This window comes from Amycolatopsis sp. NPDC059657, assembly GCF_042734395.1.
Lineage (GTDB): Bacteria > Actinomycetota > Actinomycetes > Mycobacteriales > Pseudonocardiaceae > Amycolatopsis.
Genome location: NZ_JBHWEB010000013.1, coordinates 31,926 through 56,536 on the forward strand (window position 1 = coordinate 31,926; position 24,611 = coordinate 56,536).

The following is a 24,611-nucleotide window of genomic DNA, read 5'->3' on the forward strand; positions in this document are numbered from 1 at the left end:
CTCGCCCTGGGGTCGTGAGTGGTATCGCCGGTTCTAACCGGCGTAAACACTCACGACCCCTCAAAGCTCGAAGCGGTAGCCCATCCCAGGCTCGGTCAGCAGGTGTCGCGGCCGCGAGGGCTCGGGTTCGAGCTTCCGCCGCAGCTGAGCCAGGTAAACCCGCAGGTAGTGCGACTCCGTCTCGTAAGTCGGGCCCCACACGTCATGCAGGATCTGCTTCTGCGCGACCAGGCGGCCCCGGTTCCGCACGAGCAGTTCCAGCACACCCCACTCGGTCTTGGTCAGATGCACCTCGGCCCCGTCTTTACGGACCTTCTTGGCCGCCAGGTCGATCGAGAACGTCCCCGTCTCGACCACCGCGTCGGCGTCCTCGCCCGCGGAAGCCGTCGACCGGCGCACGGCCGCGCGCAGCCGGGCCAGCAGCTCGTCCATGCCGAAGGGCTTGGTCACGTAGTCGTCGGCGCCCGCGTCGAGTGCCTTGACCTTGTCCGACGAATCGCCACGGGCGGACAGCACGATGATCGGGACCAGCGTCCAGCCGCGGATGCCCGCGATGACCTCGGTGCCGTCCATATCGGGCAGGCCGAGGTCGAGCACCACCACGTCCGGCTTGGTCTCGGCGACCGCGCGCAACGCGGCCGTGCCGTCGTGCGCGGTGATCACCTTGTAGCCGCGCGCCGACAGGTTGATCCGCAGCGCGCGCACGATCTGCGGCTCGTCGTCGACCACGAGCACGGTGCTCATCGGATTTCCTCCATGGCAGAACGATAGGCTGGCAAGGAAATCACCACGGTGAGGCCACCGCCCGGCGTGTCCTCGGCGCGGATGCCGCCGCCCATGGCCTCGGTGAACCCCTTCGCCACCGAAAGCCCGAGCCCGACGCCGGGGGTCGCGTCGCGGTCGCCGAGCCGCTGGAACGGCGCGAACGCCGAGTCGGCCGTGCCCTTCTTCAGCCCGCGGCCGTGGTCGACGATGCGCAGTTCGACATGGTCGGAATGCTCGCTCGCCCGCGCGGCGACCGGCTCGGTCGAAGCGCCGTGGCGCAACGCGTTGTCGAGCACGTTCGCGACAACGCGTTCCAGCAGGCCAGGATCGGCCAACACCGCTGGCAACGTGTCGTCGACGCACACCAGCACCGACTCCGAGTTGTCCACATTGGACAACGCGTGCGCGACGACCTCGTCGTAGCCGACCGGCCTGAGCAACGGCCGCACGGCGCCGGTCGCCAGCCGCGAGGAATCCAGCAGATTCTCGACGAGCCCCGCGAGCCGGTCGGCCGACAGCTCGATCGCCTCCAGCAGTTCGGCGGTGTCCTCTTCGGACAGAGTCAGATCCTCCGCGCGCAGGCTGCCGACCGATGCCTTGATCGACGTCAACGGTGTCCGCAAATCATGCCCCACGGCGGAAAGCAGCGCCGTCCGCAGCTCGGTCGCCTCGGCCTTGCGTTCGGCACGCGCGGCGGCCAGTGCCATCCGCTGCTGCCGCAACGCGAGCAGCGCCTGCCCCGCGACGGCTTCCAGCACCCGGCGATCCGAAGCGGGCAGCGCCCGCCCGCGCAGGGTCAAATGCACATCCGCGGTGACGGCGATGTCGACGTCCGCCTCATCGGGATCCCGGCAGACATCCTCGCCGGCCTGCTCGACCAGCGCCCAGCCGCCGTCGCTCTTTTCCAGCAGCGCCACCGAAACCAGCCCGAAGTTCTCGCGCAGCTTTTCGAGCAGCCGCCGCACGGGATGCTCGTGGGTCAGCACCGTCCGCGCGTAGGACGCGAGCAACGCGGCCTCCGTCCGTGCCCGCGCGGCCTGCGCCGCCCGGCGCGCGGCGATGTCGACGACGGTCGCGACCAGCACCGCCACCACGACCATCGCGATCAGCGTGATCACATTGCGCGGCTCGTGCACGGTCAGCGTGTACAGCGGCGGAGTGAAGAAGAAGTTCAGCAACCCGGCCGAAAACAGCGCCGCGAGCAACGCCGGGCCGAGCCCGCCGACCAGCGCCACGATGACGGTCGCGAGCACGTAGTCGATCACGTCGGTCGAGAAGTCCAGCTGTCTCTTCAGCACCAGCCCGATTCCCGTCGCGAACGCGGGCAGCGCCAGCGAGAGCGCCCAGCCCATCATCCGGCGCGACGGCGTCAGCGGGCTGTGGTCGAACCGGGCGCGCAGCCGCCCGCCCGCCTGCTGGTGCGTGACCGTGTGCACGTCGATCGCGCCGGACGCCTGCACGACCGCCGCGCCGATGCCCTCGTCGAACAGCCGCGCCACCCGCGACCGCCGCGACGTGCCGATCACCAGCTGCGTCGCGTTGACCCCGCGCGCGAAGTCGAGCAGCGCGTTCGGCACGTTGTCGCCGACCACCTGATGGAACGTCGCGCCGACGTCCTCGGCCAGCTTCCGGTACTTCGACACCGCCGTCGGCCCGAGCCCGGACAGCCCGTCGCCGCGCAACACGTGCACGACCTGCAGTTCCGCACCGGCCCGGGTCGCGATCCGCCGCGCGCGCCGGATGAGCGTCTCGCTCTCCGGCCCGCCGGTGATGGCGACGACGACCCGCTCGCGGGCCTCCCAGGTATCGGTGATCTTCTGTTCGGCGCGATATCGCTGCAGCGCGACATCCACCTGATCGGCGACCCACAACAAGGCCAACTCCCGCAAGGCGGTCAGGTTCCCTGGCCGGAAGTAGTTCCCGAGCGCGGCGTCGATGCGCTCGGCCGGATAGACGTTGCCGTGCGCGAGCCTGCGCCGCAGCGCCTCGGGGGTGATGTCGACGAGCTCCAGCTGCTCGGCCTTGCGGACGACCTCGTCCGGGATGGTCTCCTGCTGCGCGACGCCGGTGATCCGCTCGACGACGTCGTTGAGGCTCTGCAGGTGCTGGACGTTCACGGTGGACAGCACGTCGATACCGGCCGCGAGCAGCTCTTCGACGTCCTGCCACCGCTTCTCGTTACGCGAACCCGGCACGTTGGTGTGCGCGAGTTCGTCCACAATGGCCACTTCGGGCTTGCGCGCGAGCAGCGCGTCGATGTCCATCTCGGTGAACTGGGTGCCGCGGTGCACGAACTCGCGGCGCGGCAGCACCTCGATGCCGCCGAGCAGCTCGGCGGTCTTCTTGCGGCCGTGCGTCTCCACGATGCCCGCGACGACGTCGGTGCCGCGGTCGATCCGCCGCCGCGCCTCGCCCAGCATCGAGAAGGTCTTGCCGACGCCCGGCGCCGCGCCGAGGTAGATCCTGAGTTCTCCCCGGCGCGGCTTCACGGGCCTGCTTTCGGTGTCCACGGGACTTATCTTGCTCCCCCGGCGGCGTCACGCACGGCGAGATTGAGCTTCAGCACATTCACGCCGGGTAACACTCCTGCCGTGTTCGCCGCGACCAGCTCCCGCACCTTTGCTTCGGGGAGCCCGTTGGCCCTGGCCACCCGCGCGACCTGCAGGTTCGCGTAGTCGACGCTGATCGCCGGATCGACGCCCGAGGCCGATGCCGTCACCGCGTCGAGCGGCACCTGCGACGGCTGCACGCCCTCGAGAGCGGCGACGGCGGCCCGGCGCTTGGCGATGGCGTCGAGCAGGTCAGGGTTGGCCGGTCCCTTGTTCGACGCGCCCGACGCGGACGGGCTGCCCGCCGACGGTCGCGAGTGGAACCACTGGTCACCCTGCAGATCCACGCCGATCAGCGAGGATCCGACGGGCTGGTTGTTCTGCGTGATGATCGAGCCCTCGGCGTTGGATTCCAGTCCGGGGATCCGCGACACCAGCCACACCCCGAGCGGGTAGAGCACGCCGAGCAGCACCGTCAAGACGATCAGCACGCGCAGCCCGGCGAGAGTCTGCTTCAACAAGCCATTCATGGTGTTACCCGATTCCAGGGATGAGACGGACGAGCAGGTCGATGAGCCAGATGCCGAGGAACGGGCTGACGATCCCGCCGAGTCCGTAGATCAGCAGATTCCGGCGCAGCAGCGCCGAGGCCGACGACGGCCGGTATCGCACGCCGCGCAGCGCCAGCGGGATCAGCCCGACGATGATCAGCGCGTTGAAGATCACCGCCGACAGGATCGCCGACTTCGGCGTCGCCAGGTGCATGATGTTCAGCCCGCCGAGCTGCGGGTAGATGGCCAGGAACATCGCTGGCAGGATCGCGAAGTACTTCGCGAGGTCGTTGGCCACGCTGAACGTGGTCAGCGCGCCGCGCGTGATCAGCAGCTGCTTGCCGATCTCGACGATCTCGATCAGCTTGGTCGGGTTCGAGTCGAGGTCGACCATGTTCCCGGCCTCTTTGGCCGCCGACGTGCCGGTGTTCATCGCGACACCGACATCGGACTGCGCGAGCGCGGGCGCGTCGTTGGTGCCGTCACCGGTCATCGCGACCAGCCGCCCACCCTCCTGCTCCTTGCGGATCAGCGCCATCTTGTCCTCGGGCTTGGCCTCGGCGAGATAGTCGTCGACGCCGGCGTCCTCGGCGATCGCACGTGCGGTCAGCGGGTTGTCACCGGTGATCATCACCGTCTTGATGCCCATCGCGCGCAGCTCCTCGAACCGCGCCTTCATGCCGGGCTTGACCACATCGGACAGCCGGATCACGCCGCGCACGAACGCCTTGCCGCCGTCGACCTCGGCGACCACCAGCGGCGTGCCGCCCTGGCCGCTGATCTCGTCGACGACCCGCTCGGTCTCGTCGGGGACCTCGCCGCCGCGCTCGCGGACCCACTGCCGGACCGACGCGGTGGCGCCCTTGCGGACCTCGCGTTCGCCGACGTTGATGCCGCTCATCCGGGTCTGCGCGGTGAATTCCACGAACTCGGCGAGCTTCTCGTCCTCGGACGCGGTCTCGGTCAGGCCGTGGTCGCGGGCGACCAGCTCCAGGATGCTGCGGCCTTCCGGGGTTCCGTCGGCCAGGCTGGACAGGCGTGCGGCATGGGCGAGTTCCTCCACTGTGGACGTTCCGACCGGGATCAGCTCGGTCGCCTTGCGGTTGCCGAAGGTGATGGTGCCGGTCTTGTCCAGCAGCAACGTGCTGACGTCACCGGCCGCTTCGACCGCGCGGCCCGAGGTCGCGAGGACGTTGCGCTGCACGAGCCGGTCCATGCCCGCGATGCCGATGGCCGACAGCAGCGCGCCGATCGTGGTCGGGATGAGACAGACGAGCAGCGCGGTCAGCACGACCACGGACTGCTGGCTGCCCGAGTACCCGGCCATCGGCTGCAGCGCCACCACGGCGAGCAGGAAGATGATCGTCAACGTCGACAACAGAATGGTCAGCGCGATCTCGTTCGGCGTCTTCTGCCGGGAAGCGCCTTCCACCAACGCAATCATGCGGTCCACAAAGGACTCGCCGGGCTTGGTGGTGATCTTCACGACGATCCGGTCGGACAGCACGGTCGTGCCGCCGGTGACCGCGCACCGGTCGCCACCCGACTCTCGGATGACCGGCGCCGACTCTCCGGTGATGGCCGACTCGTCGACCGTCGCGATGCCCTCGACGACGTCGCCGTCGCCCGGGATCACCTGCCCCGCTTCGACGACGACCAGGTCACCGATGCGCAGGTCGACACCGGGCACGCTCTCTTCCGAGCCGTCCTCGGTCAGCCTGCGTGCGACAGTCTCCTTCTTGGACTTGCGCAGGGTTTCCGCCTGCGCCTTGCCTCGGCCTTCCGCGACGGCCTCGGCGAGGTTCGCGAACAGGACCGTGAACCACAGCCAGACCGCGATGAGGATCGTGAAGACGCTGGGGTCAGTGATCGCGAAGACGGTGGTCAGCAGCGAGCCGACCCAGACCACGAACATGACCGGGTTCGCCAATTGGTGCTTGGGGTTGAGCTTGCGCAGCGCGTCGGGGACGGACGTCCACAGCTGCCGCGGGCTGAACACACCGACGCCGATCCGCCGGGTTTCTTCCGCGTGTTTCATGACAGGACGTTCTTCGGTGATGGTCACGCGAGTGCCTCCGCGATGGGCCCGAGCGCGAGCGCCGGGATGAAGGTGAGAGCGGCGACGAGCACGACCGTGCCGGTCAGCATCGTGCCGAACAGCGGTCCGGTGGTGGGCAGCGTGCCCGCCGTCTCCGGCACCTTCCGTTGCGCGGCAAGGGAACCGGCGAGGCAGAGCACGGCGATGATCGGGATGTACCTGCCGAACGCCATCGCCACGCCGAAGCTGCTCTGGAACCAGTCGCTGGTCGCGGTCAGGCCGCCGAACGCGCTGCCGTTGTTGTTGCCGGTGGAGGCATAGGCGTAGAGCACCTCGGACAGGCCGTGCGCGCCACCGTTGCCGAGCGCCGCCGTGGTCGAGGGGAACATCAGCGCCAGCGCGGAGCCGAGCAGCACCACGGTCGGCATCGCGAGCATCGCGACGGCCGCGCAGGTGACCTCGCGCTTGCCGAGCTTCTTGCCCAGGTATTCCGGGGTCCGCCCGACCATCAGCCCGGCGAGGAACATCGCGATGATCGCCATCACGAGCATGCCGTAGAGACCGGTGCCGACACCACCCGGCGAGATCTCGCCGAAGAGCATGTTCAGCAGCGGACCGCCACCGCCGAGCGCGCTGAGACTGTCGTGCGCGCCGTTGACCGCGCCGGTCGAGGTGCCCGTGGTCGTGTTGGCGAAGATCGAGGTCAGGCTGGCGCCGAAGCGCTGCTCTTTGCCTTCCATACCACCGGATTTCGCCTCGGAGATCCAGGTGACGGCGAGCATCAGGCCCCACAGCAGGCCCATCACCGACAGCAGCACGGAGCCCTGCTTGCGGTTGCCGACCAGCTGCCCGAACGTGCGGGTCAGCGAAACCGGGATGACCAGGATCAGGAAGAGCTCGACCAGGTTCGTCCAGTAGTTCGGGTTCTCGAACGGGTGCGCCGAGTTGGCGTTGAAGATGCCGCCGCCGTTGGTGCCGAGTTCCTTGATGGCTTCCTGGCTGGCGGCGGGCGCCAGCGCGATGGTGCCCGAGGTGCCGTCCGGGTTCGTCACGGCGATGCCGGCCTTGAGGCTCTGGACGACGCCGAGCGCGATCAGGACCAGCGAGAAGACGAAGGCCATCGGCAGCAGGACACGGATCGTGCCGCGGGTGAGGTCCACCCAGAAGTTGCCGAGGCGGTCAGCCTGCGAACGGATGAACCCGCGGGTCAGCGCGATCGCGACGGACAGCCCGACCGCGGCCGACAGGAAGTTCTGCACCGTCAGCCCGGCCATCTGCACGAAGTGCCCCATGGTCGATTCGGGCACGTAGGACTGCCAGTTCGTGTTGGTGACGAAGCTGATCGCGGTGTTGAACGCGACCGCAGGCGAGACGGCGCCACGGCCGAGATCCCACGGCAGCAGCGGCTGCAGGCGCTGGAGCAGGTAGAGCAGTACCACCGAGACGAACGAGAAGCCGAGCACGCCCGCGGCGTAGGTCGGCCAGCGCTGTTCGGAATCGGGGTTGACGCGGAAGAGCTTGTAGAGGCCCTTTTCCACTTTCGAGTGCTTCTCCGACGAGAACACTCGCGCCATGTAGTCGCCGAGCGGCTTGTAAGCCACCGCGAGAGCGACTAAGAGGAGGCCGAGCTGGAGCAGCCCGGCCGTCGTGTCCGACATCAGAATTTCTCCGGTTTGATCAGAGCGATGAACAAGTAGACGATCAGGCCCAGCGCCAGCACGCCGCCGACGATGTTGGCCACCGTGCCCGCCCCGTTCACAGCCGTTCCAATCCGCGCAGCGTGAGCGCGAGCACCACGAAGACGCCGATCAACAGGACGGCGTAGAGCAAATCGGCCACTGTGCACCTCTCTTGACGTGTCACCCATCTGGCGACACGGCAACACTGCGCCCGTAGCGCTCTGTAATAACGGGCCGCTTACGACTCCTTGATGCGCTGGTAGTGGCCGTTTACGCGATCTTGATAGCCGGTGATCCACATCACAGCAAGTAGTGAATCGAGCACACACCGCCCGATTCGGGCAGACAACGAACCGAAACCGTGTTACACCTGAGTTACGTGTAGTTGTAGTAACTAAATAAATTCCCGGGAGGCAACGCATGTGCGGGATCACCGGCTGGGTCGCTTACGACTCGGATCTGACCAGGCAGCACCACACTCTCGACGCCATGACCGCCACCATGGCGTGCCGCGGCCCCGACGACTCGGGCACCTTCCTCCGGCCGCACGCCGGCCTCGGCCACCGCAGGCTCGCGATCATCGACCTGCCGGGCGGCAAACAGCCGATGAGCACGAACTCGGTCGCGATGGTCTACAGCGGTGAGGCCTACAACTTCACCGAACTGCGCGCCGAACTCACCAAACTGGGCCACCGCTTCGAAACCGACAGCGACACCGAGGTCGTGCTGCACGGCTACCTGCAGTGGGGCGAAAGCGTCGCCGACCACCTCAACGGCATGTACGCCTTCGCGATCTGGGACGAGCGCGAAGAAAAGCTCGTGATGATCCGCGACCGCATGGGCATCAAGCCCTTCTACTTCTACCCCACCGCCGACGGCGTCCTCTTCGGCTCCGAACCCAAGGCGATCCTCGCGAACCCGCTGGCACGCAAGGTGGTCGACGCCGACGGCCTCCGCGACCTGGTCACCATGACCAAAACCCCCGGCTGGTCCCTCTGGAAGGGCATGGAGGAAGTCCCGCCCGGCGCGATCGTCACGGTCGACCGCGGCGGCATCCGCTCCCGCGCCTATTGGAAGCTCGACGCCGTCGAGCACACCGACGACCAGGAAACGACGGTCGAGCGCGTCCGCGAGCTCATGACCGACATCGTCCACCGCCAGCTCGTCGCCGACGTCCCCCGCTGCGTCCTGCTCTCGGGAGGCCTCGACTCGAGCGCCGTCACCGGCCTCGCCGCCGCCCACCTCGCTTCCCAAGGCGAGCAGCTCCGCACCTTCTCAGTCGACTTCCTAGGCCAGGAACAGAACTTCCACGCCGATGAAATGCGCGACACCCCGGACTCCCCCTTCGTCCGCGACGTCGCCGCGCTGGTCGGCTCGGCCCACCGCGACATCGTCCTGAATCCCAGCGACCTCACCGACCCGGCCATCCGCCGAGCGGTCATCACGGCCCGCGACATCCCAGCAGGCCTCGGCGACATGGACACGTCCCTTTACCTTCTGTTCAAAGCCATCCGCGCGGAGTCCACGGTCGCCCTGTCCGGCGAATCGGCCGACGAGGTCTTCGGCGGCTACCGCTGGTTCCACGATCCTGAGGCCCGCAACGCCAAGACCTTCCCCTGGCTGGCCTTCCGAAACGCACTGACCACCGACCGCGCATCCCTGCTCAACAAAGACCTCCGCGACCGCCTCGACTTGCCGGCTTATGTCGCCGACCAATACGCGACAGCGGTCGCCGAGGTAGACCACCTCGACAACGCCAGCCCCTTCGAACAGCAAATGCGCACCATCTGCCACCTGCATTTGACCAGGTTCGTCCGCATGCTCCTCGACCGCAAGGACCGCGCTTCCATGGCCGTCGGCCTCGAAGTACGCGTCCCGTTCTGCGACCACCGCCTGGTCGAGTACGTCTACAACACACCCTGGTCTCTCAAGACCTTTGACGGCAGGGAGAAGAGCCTCCTCCGCCACGCCACCAAGCACGTACTCCCCCAGTCCGTCGCGGAGCGGGTGAAGAGCCCTTATCCGTCCACACAGGACCCTGCATACGCAGCGGCCTTGCAGCTACAGGTCAAGGAGGTACTCGCCGAGCCTGACCACCCGGTCTTCGACCTCGTCGACCGAAGCTGGGTCCACTCGGCAGCCGAGCTGGACAGCCACACCATGCCGAGCGACATCCGCACCGGTCTCGACCGGACGCTGGATCTCTACCACTGGCTGGACATCTACTCCCCCGAAATCCAGTACTGAGCCGAGCGGCCAGCAGAGCTTGGGTCGTGAATGTTGCGGCCGGTTCTCTTGAGGGAAAAGCCAAATCTGGTATGCCTTCCGGCTGTCTGAGCCGAAGGTGAAGCGAAAGGAGGAATCTGGACGTTCAACGGCCAGATTCCTCCACTCGCGAAGATCATCATCCGGGCGGTGTAGCGACCCTGGGTTGACGCTCCCGGCGGGGCGGCGATCACGCCGCTTTCGCGTTTCCCTCAATAGCCGGCCACAACACTCACGACCTTCGCGACCGAGCCACTAAGAACTCGCGGCATCACTCTCGTAGGCAGTAGTGTCCGGCTCCATGGAGGGAGAACGGCCGCTCGTTCGCGACAGCTACCCGAACTTGATCACCGAGTTGGTGTCGCTCCTCGAAAGCGAGGGCGAACACGCGCTGGCAACCTGTGCGAAGGACTTGCGCCTGGTCGGCGAATGCCAGTGCGGCGACGACTTCTGTCGAAGCATTCATACGGCGGAACATCCGCGAGGGCAGCCCTACGGATCAGGACATCGGTGCCTGCCGCTCGCGCCCTCACAGGGCATGCTGATCTTGGACATCGTAGACGGCCGGATCATGTACATCGAGGTGCTCCATCGAGCTACCTTGACCTAGCGGAAAGCCACGGGTCGTGAGTGTTGAGACCGGTTAGAACCCGCAACACTCACGACCCGTGCGGGCTTAGCGGCGGACCTCGTCGACGCGGACGGGGCGGCGTTCGCGGCGGGAGATCTCGCAGGCTTCGGCTACGTAGAAGGCTTCGAGTGCGTCCGCGACTCCGCATGGGCTGGTGGCGCGGCCGGCGACCACGGAGACGAAGACCTCGAGTTCGCGGGTGTAGGCGGGGCGGAAACGTTCCATGAAGCCGGGGTAGGCCGGACCGGCCAGTGCGACGACGCCGGGCTCGACCGAGCGCAGGGGGGCGCGGTCGTCGAGGCCGACGATGACGTTCGATCGCGAACCGAGTACTTCGAGGCGGACGTCGTAGCCTGCCGCGTTGTAGCGGGTGAGCGAGACGACCGCGAGGGTGTCGTCGTCGAGGACGAGGGTGGCCGCGGCCGTGTCGACGTCGCCCGCGTCGGCGAAGAATCGCTCGCCGCGGTTGGTGCCGAGCGCGTAGACCTCGGTCACCTCGCGGCCGCTGACCCAGCGGATGATGTCGAAGTCGTGGACGCCGCAGTCACGGAAGAGCCCGCCCGAGTGCTTGACGTACTCCGCGGGCGGGGGCGCCGGGTCGAGCGTGGTCGCGCGCAGGGTGTGGATCCAGCCGAGGTCGCCCGAGGCCACGGCCTCGCGGGCGGTGGTGTAGCCGGCGTCGAAGCGGCGCTGGAAGCCGATCTGCACCGGCACGTCCGAGCCGCTGATGCGGTCGATCACCGCGAGGGTGCCGTCGATGTCCGCGGCGACCGGCTTTTCGCAGAACACCGGGATGCCGGCGTCGACGGCCGCGGTGATCAGCTTCGGGTGGGCGTCCGTGGCCGCGGTGACCACCAGACCGTCCAAACCGGACTGGAACAGTGCGTCGATGCCGTCGGCGAACTCGACGTCGAGCTTGGCCGACATGGCACGCGCCCGCGCCGAGTCCACGTCGGCGACGACGACCGAGGTGACCTCGTCGAAGCTCTTGAGCGTCTCGGCGTGCGAGGTACCGATCCGGCCGGTACCTGCGAGTCCCAACCTCATAAGAATCCTCCAGTAGATAAAAGCTCAGCCGTGGGTGGGGAAGCCGAGGTCGACACCGTGCGCCTGCCGCGGCCAGCGTGCGGTGACCGCCTTGCCCCTGGTGTAGAAGTGCACGCCCTCGGCGCCGTGGACGTGGGTGTCCCCGAAGAGGGAGTCCTTCCAGCCGCCGAAGGAGTAGTAGGCCATGGGCACCGGGATGGGCACGTTGATGCCGACCATGCCCACGGTGACCCGGCGCTGGAACTCACGGGCGGCCAGGCCGTCCGCGGTGAAGACGGCCGTGCCGTTGCCGTAGGGATTGGCGTTGACCAGTTCCAGCGCCGCTTCGAAGGACTCGGCGCGCACGACCGCGAGCACCGGGCCGAAGATCTCGTCGGTGTAGATCGGCATTTCGGGGGTCACGTTGTCGAACAAGGTCGGGCCGACCCAGAAGCCACCTTCATGATCTTCCGGCGCGAACCCGCGCCCGTCAACCACCAATCGGGCACCCGCCTCGACTCCTGCATCCACATAGGACACAATGCGGTCGCGGGCAGCGCCGGTGACGACCGGGCCCATCTGGGAGGCGGAATCCGTGCCGGGGCCGGTTTTCAGGTCGCGTGTGCGCTCGGCGATCGCCTCGACCAGCTCGTCGGCGGAGTCCCCGACGGCGACGACCACCGAGATCGCCATGCAGCGCTCGCCCGCGCTGCCATAGCCCGCCGAGACGGCGGCGTCGGCCGCGCTCGCGATGTCCGCGTCCGGAAGCACGACCATGTGGTTCTTCGCGCCGCCCAAGGCCTGAACCCGTTTGCCCGCCGCGGTTCCGGTGGCGTAGACGTGCTTGGCGATCGGGGTGGAGCCGACGAACGAGGCGCCCGCGATGTCCGGGTGCGCCAGCAACGCGTTGACCGCGACCGCGTCACCCTGCAGGACGTTGAGCACGCCCGGCGGCAGACCTGCCTCGGAGAACAGCTCGGCCAGGCGCAGCGAGGCCGACGGATCACGGTCCGACGGCTTCAGCACGAAGGTGTTGCCGCAGGCGATGGCGATCGGGAACATCCACATCGGCACCATGACCGGGAAGTTGAACGGCGTGATCCCCGTGACCACCCCGAGTGGCTGCCGGATCGAGTAGGCGTCGATACCGCGCGAGACCTGCTCGGAATGCTCACCCTTGAGCAGTTGCGGGATGCCACAGGCGAACTCGACTACCTCCAGGCCGCGCTGCACCTCACCGGCGGCGTCGGAGAGCACCTTGCCGTGCTCGGCGGTGATCAGGGCGGCGAGCTCGTCACGGTGCGCGTCGACGAGCTCGCGGAACTTGAACAGGATGCGCACCCGCGAGGACAGCGAGCTGTCGGCCCAGTCCTGCGACGCCTTGACCGCCGAGGCGACCGCGGTGTCCACATCGGACTGGTCGGCGAGCACGACCTGCCGCGCGACCTCGCCGGTCGCCGGCTGGAAGATGTCGCCGCGGCGGGCGGACACGCCGGATGTGCGCGCGCCGTCGATCCAGTGCTGGACGAGTTCGGTCACAGTGCTTCTCCTACGGGGCTGGCGGTGGTCGACCGGACCACCAACGATGGGTGCAGCAGATGGCGGACGGGCTCCTCGCGGCCGTCACGCACGCGTTCGAGCAGCGCCTCGACGGCGAGCCTGCCCATTTCGGTCCTCGGCTGGTCAACAGTGGTCAGTGAGAGGTGACGCAGCGCGGCGAGCGAGGTGTTGTCGTAGCCGACCACGGAGATGTCCTCCGGGACCCGCAAACCCGCTTCCTCCAACCGGGAGATGGCACCGACGGCGTTGAAGTCGTTGCCTGCCACCACCGCCGTCGGCCGCTGGGCCAGCATGTACTCGTTGAGCATCTGCTGCATGGCCTTCTCGCCGGCGCTGTCGGTGTGCTCACTGTGGATGATCAGCGGCGGCAGGCCGTGCTTGGCCATCGCCGCGCGGAAACCACGCCGCCTGGCCGCCGCGCCCGCCGCGCCGCCACCGTCGAGGTGCACGATCCGGCGGTGGCCGAGCGCGACGAGATGATCGACCGCCAGCGCGGCGCCCGCCTCGCCGTCGTCGTTCACCGTGTCGATCTCCGGGGCGCGGGTCGTGCGCGACACCATGACCACCGGGCACTGCTTGACCGCGTCCTCGATGGCGAACGCGGGCATCACCGGCGACAGCAGGATGACACCGGCCGGGCGAAAGGAAAGCAGGCTCCGCAACGCCGAACGCTCACGCGTCGGGCTGCGGCCACCCGTGTTGAGGATCAGTTCGAACCCGGCCGCCTGCGCGGCCGCGTCGAGCCCCTCCACCACATCGGCGAAGAAGGCGTTGCGCAGATCGGAGACCATCACGCCGAGCACGGTCGACGTGCGGCTGGCCAGTGACCTGGCCATCGCGTGCGGGGAATAGCCGAGATCCTCCGCGGCCTTCAGCACGGCGAGCCTGCGCTGTTCGCTGACCTTCGGTGAATTCCTCATCACCAAGGACACCAGTGCGCGAGAAACTCCCGCACGGGCGGCCACATCCTCCATCGTCGGTCGCGACACCGTCACCTCCCCGATTCGCCCTTGACTTGCCGTGATCGACGTTACAAGATTAGAGCGCTCTAATCAATAGAGCGCTCTAACCGCCGACCGCGAGAGGCCCCGATGACAGCGTCGTCCAAGATCCGAATCGCCGCCGCCCCGATCTCCTGGGGGGTGTGCGAAGTGCCGGGCTGGGGCCGGGTGCTCGACGCGCCGACCGTGCTGGGCGAGATGGCCGAGCTGGGCGTCGACGCCACCGAACTCGGCCCGCCCGGGTACCTGCCGCGCGACCCGGCCGAGTTGCGGGCGCTGCTCGGCGACTACAAGCTGAGCCTGGTCGGCGGGTTCCTCGCCGTCGTGCTGCATGCCGAGCAAGCGGCCGCGCTGGCCGAGGCCGAGGATTCCGCGGCGTTGTTCGCCGCGTGCGGAGCGGAGGTGCTGGTGCTCGCCGCCGCCACCGGGCTCGACGGTTACGACGAACGGCCGCGGCTGAGCGACGCCGAATGGGCCACGCTCGTCGAAACCTCCGCCAAGATCAGTGAGATCGCCGCGAAGCACGGGCTCAAGACGGTGCTGCACCCGCACGTGGGCACGCACGTCGAAACCGAGCCGGAGGTCGAGCGGTTCCTCGCCGACTCGGCGCTGCCGCTCTGCCTGGACACCGGGCATCTGCTCATCGGCGGGACCGACCCGGTCGAGCTGGCCAAGCGGTACCCGGACCGGATCGGGCACATCCATCTCAAGGATGTCCGTGCGGAGATCGCCGAGGAGGTCCGCGCGGGCCGTCTCGGCTACACCGAAGCTGTCGGGCAGGGCATCTATGTCCCGCTCGGCGAAGGAGATGTGGACGTCGAGGCACTGGTGCGCTTCGTCCACGCGGGGGGATACGGAGGCTGGTACGTCCTCGAACAGGACACCGCCCTCGGTGAAGCGAGCCCGGTCGACGGTCCACGCCGTGACACCGAGCGCAGCCTGCAGCACCTGACCGAGATCGCCGACCGACTCTAGGAGAGACAATGAAGTCCCTGACAGCCAAGAAATGGATGCTCGGCCTCGCCGCAGGCCTCGTGCTCACCGCGTGCAGCGGCCCCACCGCCGACAAGCCTGCCGCGACCGGCGCCGCCGACGCGCCCGCGCAGAGCGGTGACCTGCGCATCGCCGTGATCACCCACGGCAGCGCGGGCGACGCGTTCTGGAACGTCGTCAAGAACGGCTCCGAGGCCGCCGGCAAGCAGCTCGGTGTGAAGGTCGAGTACAACTCGGACGGCGATCCCGGCGCCCAGTCGAAGCTGATCGACAACGCGGTCGCGCAGAAGGTCGGCGGGCTCGTGGTCTCGATGGCGAACCCCGAGGCGCTCAAGACCTCGATCGGGAACGCGGTCAAGGCCGGTATCCCGGTGATCACCATCAACTCCGGTGAGGACCGCAGCGCCGAGTTCGGCGCGCTCGCCCACGTCGGCCAGAGCGAGGGTCTCGCGGGCCAGGGCGCGGGACAGCGGCTCAAGGCGGCAGGCAAGACCAAGCTGCTCTGCGTCATCCACGAGGCGGGCAACGTCGGCCAGAACCAGCGGTGCGACGGCGCGAAGCAGAGCTTCGGCAATGTCCAGACGCTGCAGGTCGACATCAACAACCCGACCGACGCGCAGGCCAGGCTCAAGGCGGCGCTGCAGTCGGACCCGTCGATCGACGCGGTGCTCGCGCTGAACTCCCAGGTCGCCGCCGGCGCGATCACCGCGGCCAAGGGCGCGAACTCGAAGGCGCAGGTCGCCACGTTCGACCTCAACGCCGACGTGGTCGCCGCCATCAAGGACGGCAGCATCCTCTTCGCCGTCGACCAGCAGCAGTACGAACAGGGCTACCTGCCGATCGTGTTCCTCAAGCTCTACAAGGAGAACGCGAACACCATCGGCGGCGGGAAGCCGGTCCAGACCGGGCCCGGTTTCGTCGACAAGAGCAACGTCGACGCCATCGCACCCTACGCGCAGCGAGGTACCCGGTAATGGCCGTAGCAGCGCCCGCGCGGGCGGATGAACGGATAGCCAAACCCAGGCTGAGCGATCGGCTGATCGTCCGGCCGGAGATCGGCGCGCTGCTCGGCGCCGTGCTCGTCTTCGTGTTCTTCTCCGTGGTCACCGACCAGTTCCTGAGCCCGCTCGGGGTCTCGACCTGGCTGGACGACTCGTCGACGCTCGGCATCATGGGCGTCGCGGTGGCGCTGCTGATGATCGGCGGCGAGTTCGACCTGTCCGCCGGGGTGATGACCGCGTCGACGTCCTTGGTCACCGCCATGCTGGCGACACAGGCAGGCTGGAACGTGTGGCTCGCGCTGCTCGCCTCGCTGGCGTTCGCGCTGGCGGTCGGGGCGTTCAACGGCTGGCTGGTGATGAAGACCGGGCTGCCGAGCTTCATCGTCACGCTCGGCACCTTCCTGGCGCTGCAGGGGCTGAACCTCGGCATCACCAGGCTGGTCACCGGCACGGTCCAGGTCTCCGGTATGCGGGCGACCGACGGCTACGAGTCGGCAGGCGCGCTCTTCGCGTCCACTTTGGACATCGGGGGCACGCAGTTCCAGATCTCGATCGTCTGGTGGATCATCGTGGCCGCGGTGGCCGCGTGGGTGCTGGTGCGCACCAAGTTCGGCAACTGGATCTTCGCGGTCGGCGGCTCGCTGCAGAGCTCGCGTGCCGTCGGTGTCCCGGTGGTGCGCACGAAGATCCTGCTGTTCATGACCACGGCCTTCGCGGGCTGGATCGTCGGGTCGATCAACATCCTGCGGTTCGCCAGCGTCCAGGCGAACCAGGGCATCGGCCTCGAACTCCAGTACATCATCGCGGCGGTGGTCGGCGGCTGCCTGCTGACCGGCGGGTTCGGCTCGGCGGTCGGCGCGGCGATCGGCGCGCTGATCTTCGGCATGGCCAGGCAGGGCATCGTGTTCGCCCGCTGGGACAGCGACTGGTTCATGCTCTTCCTCGGCGTGATGCTGCTGGCCGCGGTACTGGTCAACAACACCTTCCGGCGACGCGCGGAAAGGGTACGGCGATGAGTCTGATCCAGGTCAAGGACATCGGGAAGACCTACGGCAGCGTCATCGCGCTGCGCGATGTGTCCACTGTGGTCAACGCGGGCGAGGTCACCTGCGTGCTCGGCGACAACGGCGCCGGCAAGTCCACGCTGATCAAGATCCTCGCCGGGGTGCATCAGCACGACCGTGGCGAGTTCCTGGTGGAGGGCGAGCCGGTCCGGTTCAACTCCCCGCGCGAGGCGCTCGACCGCGGCATCGCGACGGTGTACCAGGACCTCGCGGTGGTGCCGCTGATGAGCGTCTGGCGGAACTTCTTCCTGGGCTCCGAGCCGACCGTCGGCTTCGGGCCGTTTCGCGCGCTGGACCGCAAGACCGGGCGTGAGACGACCAAGAAGGCGCTGTCCGACATGGGCATCGACCTGCGTGATGTCGAGCAGCCGGTCGGCACGCTGTCCGGCGGTGAGCGGCAGTGCGTGGCGATCGCGCGTGCCGTGCACTTCGGCGCGAAGGTGCTGATCCTCGACGAGCCGACGGCGGCGCTGGGCGTCAAGCAGGCCGGTGTCGTGCTCAAGTACGTGGCGCAGGCCCGCGATCGCGGGCTCGGGGTCGTGCTGATCACGCACAACCCGCACCACGCGTATCCGGTCGCGGACAGGTTCCTGCTGCTCAAGCGGGGCGCGGCGCTCGGCTCGTACGAGAAGTCCGAGATCGACATCAACGAGCTCACCCGGCAGATGGCGGGTGGCGCCGAGCTCGAAGCACTCGAGCACGAACTGCGGCAGGTGGAAACGGGATGAACCTGGAAGCACTGACGATCGGCCGGGTCGGCGTCGACCTCTACCCCGAGCAGAGCGGGGTGCCGCTGGCCGGCGTCAGCACTTTCGCCAAGTCGCTCGGCGGCACCGCGACCAACGTCGCGGTCGCCGCCGCGCGGCTCGGGCGGCGGACGGCGGTGCTGACCAAGGTCGGCCCCGACGGGTTCGGCGACTACGTGCGCGAGGCGCTGGCCGGGTTCGGGGTGGTGCCCGAGCACGTCGGCACCTCCCCCGGCCTGCAGACACCCGTGGTGTTCTGCGAGCTGAACCCGCCAGCCGACCCGCCGTTGCTGTTCTACCGCGCGCCGATCGCGCCGGACCTCACGATCACGGACGAGGACGTGCCGTGGGCGGTCATCGAGTCGGTGCCGCTGCTGTGGGTCACCGGCACCGGTGTCTCGGTCGAACCGGCGCGCACCACCCAGCGCAAGATCCTCGAAACCCGCGCGCGGCGTGAGCACACCGTGCTCGACCTGGACTACCGGCCGATGTTCTGGCCGGATGTCGAGGCGGCGCGCGCGGAGATCGGCTGGATGCTCGACCACGTCACGGTCGCCGTCGGCAATCGCGCCGAGGCGGAGGTCGCGGTCGGCACGGCGGACCCGGACGTCGCGGCGGACCGGATGCTCGAGCGCGGGCTGAAGCTCGCGGTGATCAAGAAGGGCGCCGATGGCGTGCTGGTCGCGACGCCGGACGGCCGCTGGACCGTGAAACCCCAACGCGTCGAGGTCGTCTGCGGGCTCGGCGCGGGTGACGGGTTCGGTGGCGCGCTGATCCACGGACTGCTGTCCGGCTGGGATCCCGTGCGCATCGCCGAGTACGCCAACGCGGCGGGCGCGCTGGTCGCGTCGCGGCTGGCCTGCGCCGACGCGATGCCGACCGCCGAAGAGATCGAGGAGCTGCTGTGAGCCTGCTGACCGACGAGCGCTGGAACGAGCTGCTGCGCACGCGCGTCACCGATCCGGGTGCGATCAAGCGGGCGTACGCGCACCGGCGACGGCGCAAGCTGTTGTCGGACAAGGGAACCCTGTTCCTGGTCGCGGCCGATCACCCGGCGCGTGGCGCGCTCGGCGTCGGCGACGACCCGATGGCCATGGCCGATCGGCGATCGCTGATCGAGCGGCTGCTGGTCGCGCTGGAGAACCCTGCCGTCGACGGGCTGCTCGGCACCCCGGACGTCGTCGAGGAGCTGCTGCTGCTCGGCGCGCTGCACGACAAGGTGGTCATCGGCTCGATGAACCGCGGCGGGCTGGCAGGCGCGGACTGGGAGATCGACGACCGGTTCACCGGCTACGACGCCAGGTCACTGGTCGACTTCCGGCTGGACGGCGGCAAGATGCTGCTGCGGCTGGTCGACTCGGACCCCGGCACGGTGCCGACGCTGCAGGCCTGCGCGCAAGCGGTCTCGGAGCTGGCCGCGCACGAGCTGATGGCGATGGTCGAGCCGCTGCCCTACGACCGCGACGCCGACGGGAAGCTGGTGCTGCAGAAGGACGCGGAGTCGCTGGCACGCGCGGTCGCGGTCGCGTCGGGCATCGGCGTGACCTCCGCGCACACCTGGCTGAAGATCCCGGCGCCCGAGGACGCGGCCGTGCTGAACGCGACGACGTTGCCGGTGGTCGTGCTCGGCGGGGTCCCGTCGGCCGACCCGGCCGCCGATCTCGCGTCGTGGGGACGGGCGTTGCGCCACCAGGCCGTGCGTGGTCTCGTGGTGGGCAGGACGTTGCTGTATCCGCCGGATGGGGATGTCGGCGCGGCCGTCGAGGCCGCCGCGAAGATTCTGGAGGCCGCCAAGTGAGCAAGCTGCACCGTCCATTAGGGACACTGAGCGACGGCCAGGACCCGATCCGGCTGAGCCCCGACTCCGCGGGCTGGAACTACAGCGGCCTGCGGGTGCTCAGGCTCGAAGCCGGTGAGACGCGGGTGCTGCACACGGGCGAGTACGAGGCGTTCGTGCTGCCCTTGGCCGGTTCCTGCGTGGTCAGGGTCGACGGCCGGACCTTCGAACTGCAGGGCCGCGAGTCGGTGTTCAGCCGGGTCACGGACTTCGCGTACGTGCCGCGTGACGCCGAAGTCGAACTGTCCACTTCGGATGGTATCGAGGTCGCGTTGCCGATGGCGCGCTGCGTGAACCGGCTGGAGCCCAAGTACGGGTCTGCCGAGAACGTGCCGGTCGAGGTGCGCGGCGCGGGCCAGGCGACGAGGCAGGTGACCAACTTCGGCACGCCCGGTGTGTGGGACCACGCGGACAAGCTCAACGCGTGCGAACTCATCACGCCGGGCGGCAACTGGTCCTCGTACCCGCCGCACAAGCACGACGAGGCGACCGAGTGCGAGGTGATCAACGAGGAGATCTACTACTTCCGCGTCGCGGGGCGCGACGGTGTCACGCCGAGCCGCGAGGGCTTCGGGCTGCACCGGACCTACACCACCGACGGCGAGCTCGACGAGGACGTCGCGGTGCGCGATGGCGATGTTTTCCTTATCCCACGCGGATATCACGGGCCGTGTGTGGCCGCGCCCGGGTACCCGTTGTATTACCTGAACGTGCTCGCCGGGCCCGCCGCCGAGCGGTCGATGGCGTTCTGCGACGACCCGGCGCACAGCTGGATCCGGGAAAGCTGGGCCGAGCAGGAGCTCGACCCGCGGTGCCCGGTGACGAGCCACGAAGGGCGGCTCTCATGAAGCTGACCACCGCGCAGGCGCTCGTCCGCTGGATGCTCGCGCAGCGCTCCGAAACGCTCGACGGCCGAGAGGTCCCGCTGTTCCCCGGGGTGTTCGCGATCTTCGGGCACGGCAACGTGCTCGGCCTCGGCACCGCGCTCGAGGAGCACCGCGACGAGATCCCCGTGTGGCGCGGGCACACCGAGCAGGGCATGGCGCTGGCCGCCGTCGGGTACGCGAAGGCGACGCACCGGCGTCAGGTCGGCGTCGTGACCTCGTCGATCGGGCCCGGCGCGCTGAACATGGTGACCGCCGCCGGGGTCGCGCACGCCAACCGGCTGCCGGTGCTGCTGCTGCCGGGTGACACGTTCGCCAGCCGTGCGCCGGACCCGGTGCTGCAGCAGGTCGAGCATTTCGGCGACGCGACGGCGACGGTCAACGACGCGTTCCGCGCGGTCAGCCGCTACTTCGACCGGATCACCAAGCCCGAGCAGCTGCTCTCGACGCTGCCGCAGGTCGCGCGCGTGCTCACCGACCCGGCCGACGCCGGGCCGGTCACGCTGGCCTTGCCCCAAGACGTGCAGGTCGAGACGTTCGACTTCCCGGAGTCGCTGTTCGCGCCGGTCACGCACCGGCCGCTGAGGCCGAGGCCGGACCAGCGTCAGCTGGTCGAAGCCGCCGGCGTGCTGCGTGCGGCGCGCAAGCCGTTGCTGGTGCTGGGCGGCGGAGTCCGGTACTCCGGCGCCGGGCGTCGCGCGGTGGAATTCGCGGAGCGCCATGGCATCCCCGTCACCGAGACCACGGCCGGGCGCACGCTGGTCCCGCACGATCACGCGCTCTTCGCGGGGCCGCTGGGTGTCACCGGGTCGACCTCGGCGAACGTGCTCGCGGCCGAGGCGGACGTGGTGTTCGCCGTCGGGACGCGGCTGCAGGACTTCACGACGGCGTCCTGGACGGTCTTCTCACCCGACGTCCGGCTCGTCACGCTGAACGCGGCGAGGTTCGACGCGGTGAAGCACGGCGCGCTGGCGGTCGTCGGTGACGCCGACGCCGGGCTCGCGGACCTCTCCGAACTGCTGGAGAGCTGGGTCGTCACGCCGGGCTGGACCGAGCGCGCGGCGATCGAGCGCGGACGGTGGGACGCGCATATCGACGGTCTGCGCGCCTACGAGTCGGGAGTGCCGACGTACGCGCAGGTGGTGGGCGTGGTCAACGACCTGTCCGAGCCACGCGACTACGTGATGACCGCGTCCGGCGGCATGCCGGGTGAGCTGCTCGGCGGCTGGCGCGCGACCGGCGAATCCACAATGGACGTCGAGTACGGCTTCTCCTGCATGGGCTACGAACTCGCGGGCGCGTGGGGCGCGGCGATGGCGCACGACGGGCTCGTCACCACGATGCTGGGTGACGGCTCGTACCTGATGCTCAACTCGGAGCTGTTCTCGGCGGCGTTCGCCGGGCATCCGTTCGTCGCGGTGGTCTGCGACAACGACGGCTACGCGGTGATCGCGCGGCTGCAGGAAGGCCAGGGCGGCAGGCCGTTCAACAACCTGTACGCCGACTGCCGGTCCGGGCACGCGGCGCCGCCGCGTGTCCACTTCGCCAAGCACGCGGAGTCCTTGGGCTGCGCGGTCTTCACGGCCACCGGTTTGGACGACGTGCGCGTCGCCTACGCGAAGGCGCGTGAAGCGGCCGTGGCCGAGAAGAGGCCCGCGGTCGTGGTGGTCGCTACGCAACCGAACGCTTGGACCGAGGCCGGAGCCTGGTGGGAAGTCGGAGTGCCCGAACACCTCGCGGGGCGGCCGGCGTACGACGAGGCCAAGCCGGGCCAGGTCAGGTACTTGGGGTAAAGGGCTCGTGAGTGTTCCCGACGGTTAGAACCGCCGGGAACACTCACGACCATCACCCAGGCGACACGCCGTGGGGCACCAGGAGGAGGGGCGCCCCCGAGCCGTCGGCTTTCACCGACCAGATATCGCCACCCAAGCCGTAGAGGACCGACTCCTCCCGCCACAAGGGCTGGTCGTCGACCAACCGCGTTTCCGCGAGCACGGTTTCCCGCATGGTCGACAGTTCGAGCACGGCTATCCGCCAGCCGTCCCCGAAGCGTTTCTTGAACGCGACCCGCGTGCCGTCCGGTGAGAGCGACGGGCATTCGACGCCGTCGCGCAGCACCTTGGCGCGGAACTTCGCGAAGTCCCCTTCGATCAGGTACGTATGCCCCTTGCTGCCCAAGGTGGCATAGAACCGGTTGCCGTCGGGCGCGAACGTGATGCCCCAGTAGTTGACGTCGTTCGCGTAGTAGCGCTCGCCGTCGCGGAAGACCGCGAGCTGCTCGATCGACTTGATCAGCTTGTCTTCCTGCGTGTCGTAGACCCCGGCGCGGGTCGAGAAGCCGGTCTCCGCGTAGGAGTCGCCGCTGACGAACAACGTCCAGTAGGCGAACCGCCCGTCCGGCGACACCCGCGCCCGGCTGGGTGTGCCGGGCAGCGTCTCCTTGTGGTGGACACGCAGGTGTTCGTCGACGATCAGGACGTCGGTCTCGGGCGGCAGCGTACCGGGCTGGACGGCGAGGCACAGCCCGGTACGTTTCGAGAACGCGAACCGGTCGCAGCTCAGGCCGCTGAGCTGCCGGGGGCCGGTGGTCGCCCCCACCGGAACGGCACCCACCTTGCCGAAACCGGGGCCTTCCGCGGTGTTGCGGAACAGGAGGTTCTCCTGCGCCAGCATCACCTCCCCCTCGGCGACGGGCACGGCGTTCTCGGTGGCGCCACCGCTGCCCGTGCGTGCGTAGGCGACATAGCCGACGGCCACCCCGGCCAGCACGAGCACCGCGGCGAGCAGCACGAGCAGCTTCTTCTTCACGCAGAAACCTCCAGCGGTTTGACGACGGCGGCGATCACGACCACCGCCACCAGCGAGGCGACCACCACGAGCAGCGCCACGCGCATGTCCCACATCGTCCACAGCAGGCCGAACAGCACCGAGGACAGCATCCTGGCGATCGCCTGACCGGTCTGGACGAGCGCGAGCCCGCCCGCCCGGATGTTAGCGGGCAGGAGCGGTCCGGCGGCGGCCATCAGCACGCCGTCGGTGGCCGCGTAGAACACGCCGTGCAGCACCAGCGCTAGCACGCCGAGCCACCATGCCGTCGGTCCACACAGGACGACCAGCGCCACGGCGAGCGCGACATGCCCGCCGAGGAAGACCTTCCACCGCCCCGCCCGGTCGGCGAGCCTGCCGAACGGGATCGCCAGCAACAGGAACACGCCGGCGGTTCCCAAGGGCAGCAACGGGAAGTAGACCGCGCCGACGTCCCAGCGGCGCTGGAGCACCAGGTAGACGAACGAGTCGCCGATGGTCACGAGACCCAGGAGTGCCGCCCAGCCGCAGACTCGTCGAACCGATGCCTGGCGCAGGACCGCGAGTGTCTCACGGAGGGTTACCCTTTCTCTCTCAACGGGTTTACGGTCACGGACGAACAAGCCCAGCACCAGCACCCCGACGATCGCGATGCAGAAGCTGGCGAAGAAGACAGACGTGTAGCTGCCGAGGCTGATCCACAGCACACCCATCGCCACGAGCGGGCCGAGGAACGCGCCGACCGTGTCCATCGCCCGGTGCACGCCGAACGCGCGGCCGAGCGACGCCGGCTCGCTGCTCAGCGAGATCAGCGCGTCACGCGGGGCCGTGCGCAGTCCCTTGCCGGTGCGATCGGCGGCCAGTACCGCGCCGATCGCACCGACAGAGGACCCGGCCGCCATCAGCCCGAGCTTGCAGACGGCGGAGAGCCCGTAGCCGAAGCCCGCCACCGCCTTGAGCCGGTGCCAGCGGTCCGCCGCGTGCCCGCCCAGCAGGCGGACGATCGCGGTGGCGCCGGCGTACATGCCGTCGAGCAGCCCGAACTGCAAGGGGTTCAGCCCGAGCCCGACGACCAGGTACAGCGGGAGCACGGCGGTGACCATCTCCGAGGAGATGTCCGTGACCAGGCTGACCATGCCGAGCGCGATGACGTTGCCCGCCACCCGCCCGGCCACGGGGGTGTCCGTGGCCGGGCGGTCAGTCGTGATGTACATGA

The 24,611-nt window shown here is 68.8% G+C and carries 21 protein-coding genes; 10 read left to right on the plus strand and 11 right to left on the minus strand.

What is annotated here, in order from left to right; genetic code table 11:
- Positions 1–60: 60 nt before the first annotated feature.
- Genes ACFV15_RS09685 through kdpF form a run of 6 tightly spaced genes read right to left on the minus strand, consistent with a single transcriptional unit; the run spans position 61 to position 7,662 of the window.
- Positions 61–744, minus strand: a complete 684-nt coding sequence (locus ACFV15_RS09685; RefSeq protein WP_378349780.1) for a response regulator — start codon at positions 742–744, stop codon at positions 61–63.
- A complete protein-coding gene (locus tag ACFV15_RS09690; RefSeq protein ID WP_378349781.1) occupies positions 741–3,275 on the minus strand; it encodes a DUF4118 domain-containing protein in 2,535 nt (844 codons plus the stop codon). Before ACFV15_RS09690 ends, ACFV15_RS09685 begins: the two co-directional genes overlap by 4 nt.
- A gap of 5 nt (positions 3,276–3,280) precedes the next feature.
- A complete protein-coding gene (locus tag ACFV15_RS09695; protein WP_378349782.1) occupies positions 3,281–3,844 on the minus strand; it encodes a potassium-transporting ATPase subunit C in 564 nt (187 codons plus the stop codon).
- A gap of 4 nt (positions 3,845–3,848) precedes the next feature.
- Positions 3,849–5,930, minus strand: a complete 2,082-nt coding sequence (kdpB, locus tag ACFV15_RS09700) for a potassium-transporting ATPase subunit KdpB (RefSeq protein WP_378349783.1) — start codon at positions 5,928–5,930, stop codon at positions 3,849–3,851.
- Positions 5,927–7,561 (minus strand): potassium-transporting ATPase subunit KdpA, encoded by a 1,635-nt coding sequence (gene kdpA / locus ACFV15_RS09705; RefSeq protein WP_378349784.1) that lies wholly within the window; start codon positions 7,559–7,561, stop codon positions 5,927–5,929. Before kdpA ends, kdpB begins: the two co-directional genes overlap by 4 nt.
- The gene (gene kdpF, locus ACFV15_RS09710) at positions 7,561–7,662 is read right to left on the minus strand and encodes a K(+)-transporting ATPase subunit F (RefSeq protein ID WP_091297258.1); all 102 of its coding nucleotides are present in this window, start codon (positions 7,660–7,662) and stop codon (positions 7,561–7,563) included. Before kdpF ends, kdpA begins: the two co-directional genes overlap by 1 nt.
- Positions 7,663–8,002: 340 nt before the next feature.
- Between kdpF and asnB the strand changes: the two genes are divergently transcribed.
- Together asnB and ACFV15_RS09720 are read left to right on the plus strand one after the other, a co-directional pair.
- On the plus strand, positions 8,003–9,829 hold the full coding sequence (asnB, locus tag ACFV15_RS09715) for an asparagine synthase (glutamine-hydrolyzing) (RefSeq protein WP_378349785.1): 1,827 nt from the start codon (positions 8,003–8,005) through the stop codon (positions 9,827–9,829).
- A gap of 319 nt (positions 9,830–10,148) precedes the next feature.
- Positions 10,149–10,457, plus strand: coding sequence for a hypothetical protein (locus ACFV15_RS09720; protein ID WP_378349786.1), 309 nt, complete (start codon positions 10,149–10,151; stop codon positions 10,455–10,457).
- 66 nt (positions 10,458–10,523) lie between these two features.
- Here ACFV15_RS09720 and ACFV15_RS09725 read toward each other — a convergent pair whose 3' ends face one another.
- From ACFV15_RS09725 to ACFV15_RS09735, 3 genes are read right to left on the minus strand one after another with little or no spacing between them, the layout of a single operon-like run.
- On the minus strand, positions 10,524–11,525 hold the full coding sequence (locus ACFV15_RS09725; protein WP_378349787.1) for a Gfo/Idh/MocA family oxidoreductase: 1,002 nt from the start codon (positions 11,523–11,525) through the stop codon (positions 10,524–10,526).
- Between the two features lie 24 nt (positions 11,526–11,549).
- Positions 11,550–13,043, minus strand: coding sequence for a CoA-acylating methylmalonate-semialdehyde dehydrogenase (locus ACFV15_RS09730; protein ID WP_378349788.1), 1,494 nt, complete (start codon positions 13,041–13,043; stop codon positions 11,550–11,552).
- A complete protein-coding gene (locus tag ACFV15_RS09735) occupies positions 13,040–14,053 on the minus strand; it encodes a LacI family DNA-binding transcriptional regulator (RefSeq protein WP_378349789.1) in 1,014 nt (337 codons plus the stop codon). The genes ACFV15_RS09730 and ACFV15_RS09735 overlap by 4 nt, the downstream gene beginning before the upstream one ends.
- A 102-nt stretch (positions 14,054–14,155) precedes the next feature.
- On the opposite strand from ACFV15_RS09735, the gene ACFV15_RS09740 reads away from it, so the two are divergent.
- From ACFV15_RS09740 to iolD, 8 genes are read left to right on the plus strand one after another with little or no spacing between them, the layout of a single operon-like run.
- The gene (locus tag ACFV15_RS09740) at positions 14,156–15,040 is read left to right on the plus strand and encodes a TIM barrel protein (RefSeq protein WP_378349790.1); all 885 of its coding nucleotides are present in this window, start codon (positions 14,156–14,158) and stop codon (positions 15,038–15,040) included.
- An 8-nt stretch (positions 15,041–15,048) separates the two neighbouring features.
- Positions 15,049–16,032, plus strand: a complete 984-nt coding sequence (locus ACFV15_RS09745; RefSeq protein ID WP_378349791.1) for a sugar ABC transporter substrate-binding protein — start codon at positions 15,049–15,051, stop codon at positions 16,030–16,032.
- The gene (locus tag ACFV15_RS09750; RefSeq protein ID WP_378349792.1) at positions 16,032–17,075 is read left to right on the plus strand and encodes an ABC transporter permease; all 1,044 of its coding nucleotides are present in this window, start codon (positions 16,032–16,034) and stop codon (positions 17,073–17,075) included. The genes ACFV15_RS09745 and ACFV15_RS09750 overlap by 1 nt, the downstream gene beginning before the upstream one ends.
- A complete protein-coding gene (locus ACFV15_RS09755; RefSeq protein WP_378349793.1) occupies positions 17,072–17,851 on the plus strand; it encodes an ATP-binding cassette domain-containing protein in 780 nt (259 codons plus the stop codon). The genes ACFV15_RS09750 and ACFV15_RS09755 overlap by 4 nt, the downstream gene beginning before the upstream one ends.
- Entirely contained in the window at positions 17,848–18,777 is a 930-nt protein-coding gene (iolC, locus tag ACFV15_RS09760) for a 5-dehydro-2-deoxygluconokinase (RefSeq protein ID WP_378349794.1), read from the plus strand. Before ACFV15_RS09755 ends, iolC begins: the two co-directional genes overlap by 4 nt.
- A 2-nt stretch (positions 18,778–18,779) precedes the next feature.
- Entirely contained in the window at positions 18,780–19,667 is an 888-nt protein-coding gene (locus tag ACFV15_RS09765; protein ID WP_378349868.1) for an aldolase, read from the plus strand.
- On the plus strand, positions 19,664–20,554 hold the full coding sequence (gene iolB, locus ACFV15_RS09770) for a 5-deoxy-glucuronate isomerase (protein WP_378349795.1): 891 nt from the start codon (positions 19,664–19,666) through the stop codon (positions 20,552–20,554). The genes ACFV15_RS09765 and iolB overlap by 4 nt, the downstream gene beginning before the upstream one ends.
- Positions 20,551–22,383: a 3D-(3,5/4)-trihydroxycyclohexane-1,2-dione acylhydrolase (decyclizing) gene (gene iolD / locus ACFV15_RS09775; RefSeq protein WP_378349796.1), complete on the plus strand. Its 1,833-nt coding sequence runs from the start codon at positions 20,551–20,553 to the stop codon at positions 22,381–22,383. The genes iolB and iolD overlap by 4 nt, the downstream gene beginning before the upstream one ends.
- A gap of 52 nt (positions 22,384–22,435) precedes the next feature.
- Here iolD and ACFV15_RS09780 read toward each other — a convergent pair whose 3' ends face one another.
- Together ACFV15_RS09780 and ACFV15_RS09785 are read right to left on the minus strand one after the other, a co-directional pair.
- Positions 22,436–23,398 carry a TolB family protein gene (locus tag ACFV15_RS09780; RefSeq protein ID WP_378349797.1) on the minus strand — a complete coding sequence of 321 codons (963 nt, stop codon included), beginning with the start codon at positions 23,396–23,398 and terminating at the stop codon, positions 22,436–22,438.
- The gene (locus ACFV15_RS09785) at positions 23,395–24,609 is read right to left on the minus strand and encodes an MFS transporter (protein ID WP_378349798.1); all 1,215 of its coding nucleotides are present in this window, start codon (positions 24,607–24,609) and stop codon (positions 23,395–23,397) included. Before ACFV15_RS09785 ends, ACFV15_RS09780 begins: the two co-directional genes overlap by 4 nt.
- Positions 24,610–24,611: the final 2 nt, after the last annotated feature.

What these genes read in the sequence shown, in the direction of transcription:
- ACFV15_RS09685 (WP_378349780.1), bottom strand. Translation starts at nt 744, where the DNA reads ATGAGCACCGTGCTCGTGGTCGACGACGAGCCGCAGATCGTGCGCGCG.
- ACFV15_RS09695 (WP_378349782.1), bottom strand. Translation starts at nt 3,844, where the DNA reads ATGAATGGCTTGTTGAAGCAGACTCTCGCCGGGCTGCGCGTGCTGATC.
- kdpA (WP_378349784.1), bottom strand. Translation starts at nt 7,561, where the DNA reads ATGTCGGACACGACGGCCGGGCTGCTCCAGCTCGGCCTCCTCTTAGTC.
- asnB (WP_378349785.1), top strand. Translation starts at nt 8,003, where the DNA reads ATGTGCGGGATCACCGGCTGGGTCGCTTACGACTCGGATCTGACCAGG.
- ACFV15_RS09720 (WP_378349786.1), top strand. Translation starts at nt 10,149, where the DNA reads ATGGAGGGAGAACGGCCGCTCGTTCGCGACAGCTACCCGAACTTGATC.
- ACFV15_RS09725 (WP_378349787.1), bottom strand. Translation starts at nt 11,525, where the DNA reads ATGAGGTTGGGACTCGCAGGTACCGGCCGGATCGGTACCTCGCACGCC.
- ACFV15_RS09740 (WP_378349790.1), top strand. Translation starts at nt 14,156, where the DNA reads ATGACAGCGTCGTCCAAGATCCGAATCGCCGCCGCCCCGATCTCCTGG.
- ACFV15_RS09745 (WP_378349791.1), top strand. Translation starts at nt 15,049, where the DNA reads ATGAAGTCCCTGACAGCCAAGAAATGGATGCTCGGCCTCGCCGCAGGC.
- ACFV15_RS09750 (WP_378349792.1), top strand. Translation starts at nt 16,032, where the DNA reads ATGGCCGTAGCAGCGCCCGCGCGGGCGGATGAACGGATAGCCAAACCC.
- ACFV15_RS09755 (WP_378349793.1), top strand. Translation starts at nt 17,072, where the DNA reads ATGAGTCTGATCCAGGTCAAGGACATCGGGAAGACCTACGGCAGCGTC.
- iolC (WP_378349794.1), top strand. Translation starts at nt 17,848, where the DNA reads ATGAACCTGGAAGCACTGACGATCGGCCGGGTCGGCGTCGACCTCTAC.
- iolD (WP_378349796.1), top strand. Translation starts at nt 20,551, where the DNA reads ATGAAGCTGACCACCGCGCAGGCGCTCGTCCGCTGGATGCTCGCGCAG.
- ACFV15_RS09785 (WP_378349798.1), bottom strand. Translation starts at nt 24,609, where the DNA reads ATGTACATCACGACTGACCGCCCGGCCACGGACACCCCCGTGGCCGGG.